Raw genomic sequence first — 13,661 nt, 5'->3', positions numbered from 1 at the left:
CATGACTACTCCGCTACTTGCCATTAATAATCTCGCCATTGCTTTCCGTCAGGGTGACGTTACCCACCAGGTGGTGGAAGACCTGTCGTTGCAGATTGAAGCGGGAGAAACGCTGGCGCTGGTTGGTGAATCAGGTTCAGGAAAAAGCGTTACCGCCCTTTCGGTGCTGCGCCTGCTGCCCTCGCCGCCGGTTTTTTATCCTCGGGGTGAGATTTACTTCAAAGGTCAGGAGCTGCTGCACGCGCCGGAACGCGTGCTACGCGGCGTTCGCGGCAACAAAATCGCCATGATTTTCCAGGAGCCGATGGTATCGCTCAATCCCCTGCACAGTATTGAGAAGCAGCTTTATGAAGTTTTGTCTCTGCACCGCGGCATGCGTCGTGAGGCCGCGCGAGCCGAAATGCTGACCTGCCTGGACAGGGTTGGCATTCGTAACGCGGCAACGCGCCTGACAGATTTTCCCCATCAGCTGTCCGGCGGAGAGCGCCAGCGCGTGATGATAGCCATGGCGCTGCTTACCCGCCCCGAGCTGCTGATTGCCGATGAACCAACGACGGCGCTCGACGTCACCGTGCAGGCGCAAATCCTGCAGCTGCTGAAGGAGTTGCAGCAGGAGCTGAATATGGGGCTGCTGTTTATTACCCATAACCTCGGCATTGTAAGGCAGCTTGCGGATAATATTGCGGTCATGCACAACGGAAAATGCGTGGAGCAGAACAGAGCCGCCACGCTGCTGAGCGCGCCGCAGCACCCTTACACACAACAGCTTTTAGCCGCTGAACCGAGTGGCGATCCCTGGCCGCTGGATGAAAATCAGCCTCCGTTATTAAAAGTGGAAGCGTTAGAAGTTGCCTTCCCTGTTCGCCGTGGCCTGCTTAAGAAAACGGTCAGCTATCACTACGGTATAAAAGGCTTAAGTTTTTCGCTGCGGCCGGGCGAATGCGTTGGCCTGGTCGGCGAATCCGGTTCCGGGAAAAGCACCACCGGGATGGCGCTGCTGCGCTTAATACATTCCAGCGGCAGTATCTGGTTCGACGGGCATCCGCTGCACGTCTTAAACCGCAAAAAGCTTCTTCCGCTTCGCCACCGTATCCAGGTGGTGTTCCAGGATCCCAATTCGGCGCTTAACCCGCGGCTGGACGTTTTGCAGATCGTTGAAGAAGGTTTGCGGGTTCATCATCCAGCCCTGAGCGCGGCCGAACGCGAACAACGCGTAATGGCGGCTTTAGAAGAGGTGGGGCTCGATGCCGAAACCCGCCATCGTTATCCGGCGGAGTTTTCCGGTGGGCAACGCCAGCGCATTGCTATCGCACGCGCGCTTATCCTGCAGCCGCAGCTGATCGTTCTGGATGAGCCAACGTCCTCGCTGGATAGATCCGTACAGGCGCAGATCCTGGCGCTGCTGAAGTCGCTCCAGGAAAAGCACCGGCTGGCGTACATTTTCATCAGCCATGACTTAAAAATCGTCAGGTCGCTGTGTCACCAGATAATCGTGTTACGGCAGGGGAAAGTTGTCGAGCAGGGTGAATGTCAGAAAATATTTGCGGCGCCGCAGACGGAGTATACGCGCCAGCTGCTGACGCTGGCCTGAATTTCACAGCAATCAGAAAGGATGGGTAACTGAAAATGATTCGGCAATCGCCACGCCAAAATTCTTCAGGCGGCAGGTTGCTGCCGGTTCGTCCTGACGATTAACAAACAGGCACGGCTCGCCTTCACATTCCACCACCGAGCAATCCACTTCAATATCGCTAAGCGCCTGGCTAAGTGTATGCATGATCGGCCACGCTTTTTCACCGTCTTCGCTGAGCAGTTTCAGGCCGATAAGACAGTTCTCTGCATTCTGGAGATGCTGCGGAATCGGTTCAACCTTCAGACCAGCAAAACCTGCCGACCAGCGATAGCTTTGCGGTAAGCGATGAACGATAGAAAGTTGTAACGTATTCAAAATGGTATCCCCGAAGAAATTCATACAAAAGTGTTACATGAATAGTTTACACAAAGGTTAACACAATGTTGATAAATTGCGCGTAAAGAACCTGTAAACCGTTTACATCCGCTGTAGTAAGTCAATTATTTTTAGATGGATAACGCTTGTTTGTGCGGCTGTGCACGCGTTTCGGCGCTATATGTAACGCTTTCTGTGATCTAACTCAACCTTTTTAACTACAAAGCTGTGACTTTTCGTTTTTGTAACGTTTACATTTCAGAAACAAATTGTAGGAGCTGACGCAGAAATTTCGTTGATTTGGATTAACAAACGGGTACATGACGTACCCGTTTCGTATTAGGCTGCGGACTTGCGGGGACGACTTGCGTAGAGATAAAAGAGTAGCGAGCTGGTAGCGCATACGGCAATTGACCAGATCATCGGCCAGGCGGTATTAAAAGTAGCGATAGAAAGCAGCGCGCCCGTCAGGGCACCGATACCAAAACGGAAAGTCCCGGCCAGAGACGATGCCGTACCCGCCATGTGAGGAAATTCGTCAAGGATAACGGCCATGCCGTTAGACGACACCATCGAAACGCAGCCCACAAAGGCCGCCACGCCAAGCACCAGCGCCCAGAAGCCAAAATCAAACTGGGCGCTGATAACCAGCCAGATAGCCATCGCAAACTGCACATACAGACCGAAGCGGAACATATTTAGCGCCCCAACACGACGCACAAAGCGGCTGTTAATCATCGTCATAATGAACAGGAAGGCGATGTTGAGCGCAAAGTAATAGCCGAAATGCTGCGGCGAGACGTGGTTCAGTTCGATATAAACAAACGGCCCGGCGCTAAGAAACGAAAACATTCCCGCAAAGCTGAAGCCGCTCGCCAGCATATAGCTGAGCACTCGCTTATGGCGGAACAGCGTAGCAAAGTTGCCAATGGTGGTACGAAAATGAAATTTCTGACGACGTTCAGCCGGCAGCGTTTCATGGATCAGGAAGAATATCATCGCTGACGCCAGCAGCGCGGCCAGCGCCAGGATCCAGAAAATCGCATGCCAGCTAAACCATACCAGTACCGCCCCGCCCACCATCGGCGCAACCAGCGGCGCGATAGTGGTAATCAGCATGACAAACGACATCATGCGTGAGAACTCTTCCTTTGGATAGATATCGCGCATTAAGGCGTTAATCACCACGCTTGCCGCCGCAGCCGAAAGGCCGTGCAGAAAACGCATTGCGATCAGGTGATCGATCGTCTGGGACAGCGCGCAGGCGATGGCCGCCGCCGCAAAGACCAGCGTGCCACCGAGCACCACCGGTTTACGCCCGATGCTGTCCGCCATTGGGCCATAAAACAGCTGGCCGATAGCAAAGCCGAGAATATAGGTACTCAGCGTCATCTGCGCGCTGCCGGCAGGCACGCCAAATTCGGCAGCGATAACCGGCAAAGCCGGCAGGTACATATCAATCGACAACGGCATTAACATGGCCAGCAGGCCAAGGATCACCACGATGCCGACTGACGAATTCTGCTTGGTACTCAACGGTAACTCCTGAAGTTAGCTTTTTGGCATGCCGACGCTGGCAATTTCCTGTTCCGTTAACGGACGGTATTCGCCCGGCTCCAGATCCTGGTCCAGTTCGATCTCACCGATGCGCTCACGATGCAGAGCAATCACGCGGTTGCCCACGGCGGCAAACATGCGTTTGACCTGGTGGTAACGCCCTTCGCTGATGGTCAGACGAACTTCCGTCGGGGTGATGATGTTAAGGATGGCCGGTTTAGTAAGATCTTTTTCATTATGCAGCTGTACGCCGTGCGCAAACTGCTCGGCGGTGTCATCGGCAACCGGCGATTCCAGCGTCACCAGATAAGTTTTCTCGCAGTGGTGGCGCGGCGAAGTGATGCGGTGAGACCACTGGCCATCGTCCGTCATCAGCACCAGACCTGTGGTGTCGATATCCAGACGCCCGGCGGCGTGCAGCTTGTGCGCCACCGGCACATCGAGGAAATAGAGCACGGTTGGGTGATCCGGATCTTCGGTTGAGCACACATAGCCTTGCGGCTTATTCAGCATAAAGTAGCGTGGGCCATTCTGCTGATTCAGGGGATTGCCATCGAACTCAACCTGGTGGTCCGGCTGGAGCTTAAAGGAAGCATCACGCACTACTTCTCCGTCGATGGTGATACGTTGAGCACGAATTTCACGGCCAGCAATGGCACGGCTCACGCCGAGCTGCTGAGAAATAAATTTGTCGAGTCGCATTAAGTCTTGCCTGTTTCAAAGAGGAACCAGCTTAAAGCTAAGCTGGCCGGACATCTGAGTCCGCTTTTGCAGCGTAAATCGTTTGCCTGGTAATTAACTTGCCAGTATAGCGACATCAAAAACTCTCTCAAGTTAAAACCCTGTTTCGTGGCATAATCACCGCTTTCCTTATCACATATGAAAACCTTATATATCCTTTAGATTTCGAGCTACAGGCAGGCGGCAAGGGAGATACAAATTCGTCGGAAACGAACTTGTGCAGCCGAAGGCTAGCCTCCGGTGAGGTGAGTGACATCCCCAGCAGCTTACTACAGCAAGTGGCTGGGGTAAGGGAATGCAGCCAGCACCACGGTAGTTCGAAAGATGAAGGACAGGAATGCCGATGTCTTTTACCTTACGCCCTTATCAACAGGAAGCGGTGGATGCCACCCTCGCCCACTTCCGCAAACACCCTGAACCCGCCGTGATTGTGTTGCCAACCGGCGCCGGCAAGAGCCTGGTGATTGCCGAGCTGGCACGCATTGCCCGTGGGCGCGTGCTGGTGCTTGCTCACGTAAAAGAACTTGTTGCCCAGAACCATGCTAAATACCGCGCGCTGGAGCTTGAAGCCGATATTTTCGCGGCGGGCCTGCAACGCAAGGAAAGCCACGGCAAGGTCGTCTTCGGCAGCGTTCAGTCGGTCGCCCGCAACCTTGAGCAGTTTCACGGTGAGTTTTCACTGTTGATTGTCGATGAGTGCCACCGTATCGGCGAAGCGGATGAAAGCCAGTATCAGCAAATTCTTGCTCATCTGCGTTCTGCGAATCCCGGGCTGCGTCTGTTGGGGCTTACCGCCACGCCATACCGCCTGGGCAAAGGCTGGATTTACCATTATCACTACCACGGCATGGTGCGCGGCGATGAAAAAGCGCTGTTCCGCGACTGCATTTACGAGCTGCCGCTGCGCTATATGATTAAGCACGGCTATCTCACCCCGCCGGAAAGGTTAGATATGCCGGTTGTGCAGTATGATTTCAGCCGCTTGCAGGCTCAACCTAACGGCTTGTTTAGCGAGGCCGACCTCAACCGCGAGCTGAAGCAGCAAAAGCGCATTACGCCGCATATCATCAGCCAGATTGTGGAATTTGCCGCCCAGCGACGCGGCGTGATGATTTTTGCCGCGACCGTAGAGCATGCAAAAGAAGTCACCGCCCTTCTGCCTTCTGGCGATGCCGCGCTGATTACGGCGGATACGCCAGGGACGGTACGCGATACCTTAATCGACGCCTTTAAAAATCAGCAGTTCCGCTTTTTGGTCAACGTAGCCGTGCTGACGACGGGCTTTGACGCGCCGCATGTCGATTTGATTGCCATCCTGCGTCCGACGGAATCAGTAAGCCTTTACCAACAAATTGTTGGCCGCGGATTACGTCTCGCCCCCGGCAAGAGCGACTGTTTAATTCTTGATTACGCCGGTAACCCGCACGACCTGTTTACGCCGGAAGTGGGTAACGCAAAGGGGAAAAGTGACAACGTTCCGGTGCAGGTTTTCTGCCCGTCGTGCGGATTCGCCAACACGTTCTGGGGTAAAACCACCGGCGATGGCACCATCATCGAACATTTTGGCCGCCGCTGTCAGGGCTGGTTCGAGGATGATGAGGGGCACCGGGAGCAGTGTGATTACCGCTTCCGCTTTAAAAACTGCCCGCAGTGTAATGCGGAAAACGATATCGCCGCCCGCCGCTGCCACCAGTGCGATCACGTGCTGGTCGATCCGGACGATATGCTGAAAGCGGCCCTGAAGCTTAAAGATGCGCTGGTGCTGCGTTGTAGCGGAATGACATTACAGCAAGGCAGCGACGCCAAGGGTGACTGGCTAAAAGTCACTTATTACGACGAAGACGGTGCCGATGTGAGTGAGCGCTTCCGCCTGCATACGCCAGCCCAGCGAACGGCCTTCGAGCAGCTGTTTATCCGCCCGCATAGCCGGGCACCCGGCGTACCGCTGCGCTGGATAACAATCGCGGACGTTGTCGCGCAGCAGCCGCTGCTTCGTCACCCTGATTTTGTAGTCGCGCGCAAGAACGGCCAATTCTGGAACGTGCGCGAAAAAGTGTTCGACTACGAAGGACGCTTTCGCCGTGCGAATGAATTACGCGGCTAATGGCGTTTCCATTGCCAATACTCGTTGCCGACACGGCCAGATATGGCTATAATGCGCCCGCTTTTGCATCCGCAAAGCAGAAAACTTTTCCTGTTGCTGGGTCGCCTGTAACAGGAGTATTTAAGAGAGAAACAGTTAATGTTTACTATCAACGCAGAAAAACGCAAAGAGCAGGGCAAGGGTGCGAGCCGCCGCCTGCGTGCAGCTAACAAATTCCCGGCAATCATCTACGGTGGTTCCGAAGCTGCAATCTCTATCGAACTGGACCATGACTCCGTAATGAACCTGCAGGCAAAACCTGGCTTCTACGAAGAAGTTCTGACTCTGGTTGTTGACGGTACAGAAGTAAAAGCGAAGGTTCAGGCTGTTCAGCGTCACCCGTTCAAGCCTAAACTGGCTCACATCGACTTCGTTCGCGCTTAATCGCGAATGTAGCTCGAAAAAAACCCGCTCACGCGGGTTTTTTGCTTTCTGGCTGGCGGTAAACGCCGGATGGCGCTCATGCTTATCCGGCCTGTGGCAGTTGTAGGGTGGGTAAGCGCAAGCGTCACCCACCGGATACTTTTTACTTACTGGAAGTTCGGCGCTGTAGCTGGTCACGCAGGTTCGGCGGCGTGCCTTTGATGGTCAGGGTATCCGTCGCCGGATCCCAGAAAATACGCTCGCCCAGCAGCATCGCGTCGAAGTTAATCGTCAACCCGCCGCCGCTGCCTGCATATTTAGTTAGCTGACGCAGCGTGCTGCGGTCCGCCGGGAAGCTGTCTTCCAGCTCATAACCTTTCTCCGCGGTAAACTGTTGGAAATTCTTATCATCCACGGCCCACGGCAGTTCGTCTGCCAGTGAAGAAAGCTCGATCTCTTCTCCGGCCTGCAGCTGTTCGTTACAGTAGGCATATACCTGCTGACGCGCTTCCTGGCGCTCGTTTTTATCCAGCTGCGCTTCGTTAGTGAAATCGTCCAGCGCCTGCAATAAGCCCTTGTTTTGCGCTTTGGCGTTGAGCCCTTCGCTGGCGCCGAGGAAATCCATAAAGAAATCAGAAACCTTGCGGCCAACGCGCCCTCTGAGGAACGTCAGATAACGGGTCGATTCCGGGTTGGTTTCCCATTCGGTCAGATCGATACGCGCCACGATATCCGCGTGGTTGATATCCAGATGGTGGGTTGAGCTGATATCCAGCTCTTCGTTGACGCGCATGCTGCTCAGATTATTAAGTACCGCCACCATCAGATACTCAACGGCCAGATAGCGGTAATGGCAGAACAGCACGATACCGCCGTCAGCAAAGGGATATTTCCCCAGTTCGTCACGCAGACGACCTGTTGCCGCACGGCTGAAGGCGAGGAAATCCTCCTCACCTTTGCGTTGTGAACGCAGCGCCTGCGCTAGTTCGCTCTCTTCGCTGAACAACCCGTATGCTTTATTTTTTGCGCTATAAACACGGTGAAGCTCAGCCATCATCTCTTCTACGGCACCGTTAGTTGCCAGCAGGGAATCGCGCAGCACCACTTCAAGCGTCTCTTCGCCGCGCTTGATAAGCTGATGCAGGGCAATCTGGTTGATATCCAGACTCATGATAAACTCTCCTTTTAGACCGGGCGGTATTCAACCACTGCCGCAAGCTATGTGCAACAGAAGATAAAAAAGCAGAAAAAAAGGTCTTCCTACGGTAAGATAACGCCCTTTCCTGAACCTGATTGATTGTTAATTTATGCCACAAATATCCCGCTATAGTGATGAACAAGTAGAAGAACTGCTGACCGAGCTGGCTGGCGTGCTGGAAAAGCATCACGCGCCTACCGATCTTTCCCTGATGGTGCTGGGAAATATGGTCACTAACCTGATTAATACCAGCGTGGCCACTGCACAACGCCAGACGCTGGCTCGCTCCTTCGCGCAGGCGCTGCAAGCCTCCGTGAGCGAAGATCAAGCTCATTAAGGAATTGTAGCTACGAGTTATGGTGACTAACCGTCAGCGCTACCGCGAAAAAGTTTCCCAGATGGTCAGTTGGGGACACTGGTTCGCCCTGTTTAATATCCTGCTGGCCACTCTGCTGGGTAGCCGCTACCTGTTTGTCGCCGACTGGCCGACAACGCTCACCGGGCGTATCTACTCTTACCTGAGCGTTATCGGCCACTTCAGCTTTTTAGTGTTTGCCGCCTATCTGCTGATTCTTTTCCCGCTGACCTTTGTCGTGATGTCCCAGCGCCTGATGCGCTTTTTATCGGCGGCCTTCGCCACCGCGGGCATAACGCTACTGCTTATTGATAGCGAAGTTTTTACCCGTTTCCACCTTCATCTCAACCCTATCGTCTGGGAACTGGTGATTAACCCGGACCAGAGCGAAATGGCGCGCGACTGGCAGCTGATGTTTATCAGCGTGCCCGTGATCCTGCTGGTTGAGATGCTATTTGCGACCTGGAGCTGGCAGAAACTGCGCAGCCTCGGGCGGCGCAGATATTTTGCCCGGCCCGTTGTCGCGCTGTTCTTTGTCGCCTTTTTCAGCAGCCACATTATGTATATCTGGGCAGATGCGAATTTCTACCGTCCCATTACCATGCAACGTGCCAACCTGCCGCTGGCCTATCCGATGACGGCGCGTCGTTTCCTTGAGAAACACGGCCTGCTGGATGCGGAGGAATATCAGCGCCGTCTCGTTGAACAGGGTAACCCGGAAGCGGTGTCGGTACAGTATCCGCTGAGCGACCTGCGATTTAGCGATATGGGCACGGGTCATAACGTCCTGCTGATAACCGTGGACGGCCTGAACGCTTCTCGCTTTGCTAAAGATCTGCCTGCCCTCAATGCGTTTGCGCGCAGCAACGTTAACTTTACGCAGCATATGAGCGTGGGGAACAGCACCGATAACGGTATCTTCGGGTTGTTCTATGGAATTTCACCGGCTTATATGGACGGCGTGCTTTCCGCTCGCATCCCGGCGGCGTTGATTACCGCGTTAAACCAGCAGGGCTACCAGCTGGGCCTGTTTGCTTCCGATGGCTTTAATTCGTCTATGTACCGCCAGGCGCTGCTCTCCGACTTCTCTTTGCCGTCGGCCAAAAGCCAGTCAGATAGCCAGACCGCCTCGCAGTGGATGAACTGGCTAACGCAATATGCTTCCGAAGATAACCGCTGGTTCTCCTGGATTGCCTTTAACGGCACCAGCATCAGCGAGGATAGCAACAAACAAGACTTCACCCGTCGCTATGCCCGCGCTGCGCACAACGTGGATGACAGGATTCAGGAAGTGCTGGACGCCCTGAAAGCCTCCGGCAAGCTGGATGATACCGTTGTTATTGTGACGGCAGGCCACGGCGTTCCGCTGGGTGATGAGCAGGATTCGTTCGGCTGGTCACGCTCGCGTATCCAGGTACCTTTGGTTATCCACTGGCCGGGCACGCCCGCCCAGACCATCAGTAAGCTGACCGACCATCAGGATGTAATGACTACCCTGATGCAGCGCCTGCTGCACGTTAAAACAGCGGCGAATGAATATTCGCAGGGTGAAGATCTGTTTGCCGCCACACGCCGTAACAACTGGGTTGTGGGTGCGGATAACAACAGTCTGGCAATCACCATGCCGCACATGACGCTGGTGCTTGATAACAACGGCAACTATCGCATCTATGACTTGCAGGGCGAACGCGTGGAAGAAACCAAACCGCAGCTCGGCTTATTGCTCCAGGTTTTGACCGATGAGAAACGCTTCATCGCTAACTGATTGTATATTTATAAACCACTTAGCGAGCGGCATCCTTGCAATAGGCGCTAAAAAAGGTAATATTTTTACCCAGTTGTCGGCACGTAGCGCAGCCTGGTAGCGCACCGTCATGGGGTGTCGGGGGTCGGAGGTTCAAATCCTCTCGTGCCGACCAGAATCCCCTTAAAAAGCAGCCTGTTATGGCTGCTTTTTTATATCTGAATTTTGAAACTGCCTAAAGCAGAAAAATAGTCGCTAACCCGAGGAAGATAAAGAATCCGCCGGTATCGGTTAACGCGGTGATCATTACGCTTGATCCCACAGCCGGATCTTTACCCAGGCGTGTCATAATCATCGGGATCAGCACGCCCATCAACGCGGCGACTAACAGATTGAGCACCATCGCGAGCGTCATGACGCCGCCAAGTGCCGGATCGTCGTACAGCAGCCAGGTTACTACGCCCATCACCCCGCCCCAGACGATGCCGTTTATGAAAGCCACGCCCAGTTCACGCAGCACTAAAAACGAGTAGTTTCCAGCCTGCAAATGTTGCAGCGCCAGCGCGCGAACGATCATGGTAATGGTTTGGTTGCCGGTATTGCCGCCAATGCCCGCAACAATCGGCATTAACGAAGCCAGAGCCACCAGCTGTGAGATGGTATGTTCGAACATGCCAATCACGCGCGATGCGATAAATGCGGTACACAGGTTGATAGCAAGCCATGCCCAACGCGCTTTAACGGCCTTGCTTACCGGGGCAAATACGTCCTCTTCCGCGCTCAGGCCACCCATGCGGCGGAGATCGTTATCCGTCTCTTCGTACACAACGTCAACGATCTCATCAACGGTCAGACGCCCCATCAGCTTCCCGCTGCTGTCGATGACGGCGGCGCTTACCAGGTTATCTCTCTCAAACGTTCTCGCCGCGATTTCGTCGTCATCTTCTGGCGCAAAACAGGTGGGGTTATCGTCCATAACTTTCAGAACGGGAGTTTCAGGCGGATGGAGCAGGATTGTCGTCAGCCCCAGCTCTCCCAGCAGGGTTTCATTCCGGGTAGTAACAAAAAGTTTGTCGGTATTCTGCGGAATTTTTCCGCGAAGGCGCAGAAAACGTTGGACGACAGCAAGAGTGACGTCCGCACGGACGGTAATCACCTCAAAATCCATAATGGCGCCGACGCTATGCTTGTCGTAATGCAATATCTTACGAACCTGCGCGCGCTCCTCCTGCGGGAGCGTGGCCAGCAGTCGTCCCATCAAATCGCGCGGTAAATATTGTGCGAGGTAAATCTGGTCATCTATATCGAGCGGGCGCAGCGCCCTGAGCAACTCTTTATCGCTCATATTTTCGATCAGGTCGTCCCAGACGGTTTCCGCAGCCTCGATCAATACATGCCCGCGCTTATCCTCTTTTACCAGGCTCCACAGCGCATGCCGCTCTTCCGTAGGAAGCGCTTCGAGCACGTCCGCAAGGTCCGGGGCGGGAAGCCTTGCCGCCAGCGAGACGATTTCAGCGATATCCTGCTCTGGCGTGTGCGCATCGGGCGCAGGCAGACGCCCAAGTATGCCGCCAGCAACGGCTCTGTTAGTGAGAAGAATTTGAAGGATTCGCGCGCGATCCTGGGCTCGCTGTCTGAGGTTGTACTTCACGGAGGCTGACATCTGGCGTTTATTCCCTGGTAACGACGAGCTTAGTTATAGCCTGAAGCCGCCCGAAAAACAAAAAACCAGCCAAACGGCTGGTTTATATTGCTGACAGAGAAGGGAAAAGCGTGGTTTTTTCTTCTCTGTGGTTAGCAGCCGAAAATCAACGGCTTGATTTTCTTGGTAATTTTTCAGGCGATATAATTCAATACTTCGCAAGCCATGAGGGTTGTCATCAGCAGAAAACCAGCCAAACGGCTGATTTTTACTGTTTAGCTACCCGTTCGCGCTACGGCGTCTCGCGACGCGCTTTCGCGTTCATGGCCCGTCAGCTCGGTCAAATGTCCCTGACGCATTTCGAGCAGCCTGTCGGCATGAATAAAGTAGTGGTCATCATGGCTGATAGCGAAAATCGTTTTGCCCATCTGCTGCATCAGCGGCAGCAGCTCCTGGTAAAACTCACGGCGGAAATGAGGATCCTGATCCGCGGCCCACTCGTCCAGCAGGATAATGTCCCTTTCTTCCGCAAGGGCAAGCAGCAGCGCCACGCGTTTGCGCTGCCCCTTGGAAAGTTTCAGGTTGAGGATGGTGCCGTTGTCCAGCTCCAGCTTTTCGCTCATTTTCAGACGCTTAAGCCAGGTTGCTACCAGCTCCGGATTGGCCTGCCTGCCCTGCTGACCCAGCAGACGGTCGAATAGCCAGACGTCGGTAAAGACCGCTGAGAAAAGCTTGCGATAATCATCCAGATTGCCCGCGTCAATTTGCTTGCCGTCTAAATAAATCGCCCCGGAAACCGGATGGTACAGGCCGGTCAGCAGCATCGCCATGGTGGATTTACCGCTGCCGTTGCCGCCAATCAGAAATATCAGCTCACCGCGTTCAATTTTCAGATTTAACGGGCCGACGGTGAAAGCGTTATCGCCGTATTTGAACACCACGTCGCGCATCTCAAGGGTTTGCCATCTACCCGCTTCTTCAGAGCGTGGGAAAGCCGCCTCGAAGGGCGCCAGCTCAAACTTTCTCAGTTTGTTGAAGGCGACCTGCGCGCTAAGCAGCGTTGGCAAAGCCCCGACCGCCGAAAGCAAAGGCGTGCGCAGGAAAAGCAGCGTCAGGGAATACGTTGCCGCAACGTTGGTATCAGCCCAGCCGAGGCTGTTTGCCATCCAGAATACCAGGCCAATCACGCCCAGCATCATAATATTTGACCAGTTCACCGCGCTCAGGTGGAAAGTATCAGCGCGAATAATATGGCGGCGATAATCGCTGGCGTGAGGAATATAGGTATCTTCATACACTCGCTCAGCTCGTTCACGGTTAAGCGCCAGCTCTTTGCGCCCTTCGATAACCGTCTGGTAATCGTTATAGAGCTGGTCTTCTATTTCACGCAGATGCGCCATATGTTTATAGACGCGCGCCACCAGCAGATAACCGCCCAGAATGGTTATCACCACCCAGATTGCCGTGACGCCAAGCATTTTTGGTGAAAGCCAGGCCAGATAAGCCGCGGAACCAAACGTCAGAATAATGCCCTGCACCAGCTCCGGCAGGCGAACAAAGGCGATGGTAATGTTACGCACATCGCTGGTCAGGCCCGCCAGCAGCGCAGCGCTGCCGAGCTGTTCAACGCGTTCGACGTGGGTATCCATTAACCGTTTGATGAATTCACTGCGCAGGCGAAACACAAAATGGTGGCCAAGCGTGGTGAGCGCCAGCTGCGAGCCAAGCGTCACGGCCATTAACAATAACAGCAGGCCGAGGAATTCAGGCAGCACCCTTAGCGAAATGTCCGGCGTTTCAATCAACCGCAGGTTAATAAAGGCGATAAGGCCAATACCCAACGCCGCACTGGCGAGGCTTAACGCCATTACCATCAGAAAAGGCCAGCGATACTGCCGGTAAACCACTCGTAAAAGTTCCATCGCTCATTACCCGCTAACAAAAACAGCGAGCAGTTTAAACGGCAATCT

Annotated in this window: 11 protein-coding genes and 1 tRNA gene; 6 read left to right on the top strand and 6 right to left on the bottom strand. The window is 54.2% G+C overall.

What is annotated here, in order from left to right; translation table 11 throughout:
- Nucleotide 1: 1 nt before the first annotated feature.
- Entirely contained in the window at nt 2–1,591 is a 1,590-nt protein-coding gene (yejF, locus tag E2L00_RS00725; protein ID WP_167605631.1) for a microcin C ABC transporter ATP-binding protein YejF, read from the top strand.
- A gap of 12 nt (nt 1,592–1,603) precedes the next feature.
- On the opposite strand, the gene E2L00_RS00720 is transcribed toward yejF, so the two are convergent.
- The 3 genes from E2L00_RS00720 to rsuA form a co-directional block, all read right to left on the bottom strand.
- Nucleotides 1,604–1,948, bottom strand: a complete 345-nt coding sequence (locus E2L00_RS00720; RefSeq protein ID WP_167605629.1) for a YejG family protein — start codon at nt 1,946–1,948, stop codon at nt 1,604–1,606.
- 339 nt (nt 1,949–2,287) lie between these two features.
- Entirely contained in the window at nt 2,288–3,484 is a 1,197-nt protein-coding gene (locus E2L00_RS00715) for a Bcr/CflA family multidrug efflux MFS transporter (protein ID WP_167605627.1), read from the bottom strand.
- Between the two features lie 15 nt (nt 3,485–3,499).
- Nucleotides 3,500–4,207 (bottom strand): 16S rRNA pseudouridine(516) synthase RsuA, encoded by a 708-nt coding sequence (gene rsuA, locus E2L00_RS00710; RefSeq protein ID WP_167605625.1) that lies wholly within the window; start codon nt 4,205–4,207, stop codon nt 3,500–3,502.
- A 382-nt stretch (nt 4,208–4,589) separates the two neighbouring features.
- Between rsuA and radD the strand changes: the two genes are divergently transcribed.
- Nucleotides 4,590–6,350, top strand: coding sequence for a DNA repair helicase RadD (radD, locus tag E2L00_RS00705; RefSeq protein WP_167605623.1), 1,761 nt, complete (start codon nt 4,590–4,592; stop codon nt 6,348–6,350).
- 138 nt (nt 6,351–6,488) lie between these two features.
- A complete protein-coding gene (rplY, locus tag E2L00_RS00700) occupies nt 6,489–6,773 on the top strand; it encodes a 50S ribosomal protein L25 (RefSeq protein ID WP_167605621.1) in 285 nt (94 codons plus the stop codon).
- Between the two features lie 142 nt (nt 6,774–6,915).
- Here the strand turns inward: rplY and yejK are convergent, their stop codons facing one another.
- Nucleotides 6,916–7,923 carry a nucleoid-associated protein YejK gene (yejK, locus tag E2L00_RS00695; protein WP_167605619.1) on the bottom strand — a complete coding sequence of 336 codons (1,008 nt, stop codon included), beginning with the start codon at nt 7,921–7,923 and terminating at the stop codon, nt 6,916–6,918.
- A gap of 136 nt (nt 7,924–8,059) precedes the next feature.
- On the opposite strand from yejK, the gene E2L00_RS00690 reads away from it, so the two are divergent.
- The 3 genes from E2L00_RS00690 to E2L00_RS00680 all read left to right on the top strand — a co-directional run bounded on the left by E2L00_RS00690 (nt 8,060) and on the right by E2L00_RS00680 (nt 10,224).
- Nucleotides 8,060–8,287 (top strand): YejL family protein, encoded by a 228-nt coding sequence (locus tag E2L00_RS00690; RefSeq protein WP_167605617.1) that lies wholly within the window; start codon nt 8,060–8,062, stop codon nt 8,285–8,287.
- Between the two features lie 19 nt (nt 8,288–8,306).
- Nucleotides 8,307–10,070 carry an LPS biosynthesis-modulating metalloenzyme YejM gene (gene yejM, locus E2L00_RS00685; protein ID WP_167605615.1) on the top strand — a complete coding sequence of 588 codons (1,764 nt, stop codon included), beginning with the start codon at nt 8,307–8,309 and terminating at the stop codon, nt 10,068–10,070.
- Between the two features lie 77 nt (nt 10,071–10,147).
- Nucleotides 10,148–10,224, top strand: a tRNA-Pro gene (locus E2L00_RS00680).
- Nucleotides 10,225–10,284: 60 nt separating this feature from the next.
- Here the strand turns inward: E2L00_RS00680 and mgtE are convergent.
- Both mgtE and E2L00_RS00670 read right to left on the bottom strand, forming a co-directional pair.
- Nucleotides 10,285–11,712 (bottom strand): magnesium transporter, encoded by a 1,428-nt coding sequence (mgtE, locus tag E2L00_RS00675; protein WP_167605613.1) that lies wholly within the window; start codon nt 11,710–11,712, stop codon nt 10,285–10,287.
- A 254-nt stretch (nt 11,713–11,966) separates the two neighbouring features.
- Entirely contained in the window at nt 11,967–13,613 is a 1,647-nt protein-coding gene (locus E2L00_RS00670) for a multidrug ABC transporter permease/ATP-binding protein (RefSeq protein WP_167605611.1), read from the bottom strand.
- Nucleotides 13,614–13,661: the final 48 nt, after the last annotated feature.

It is taken from the genome of Cedecea colo, from assembly GCF_011808225.1.
Classification (GTDB): domain Bacteria; phylum Pseudomonadota; class Gammaproteobacteria; order Enterobacterales; family Enterobacteriaceae; genus Dryocola; species Dryocola colo.
The sequence above is the reverse complement of the archived record's forward strand: the minus strand, read 5'-3'. Positions and strand labels throughout refer to the sequence as shown.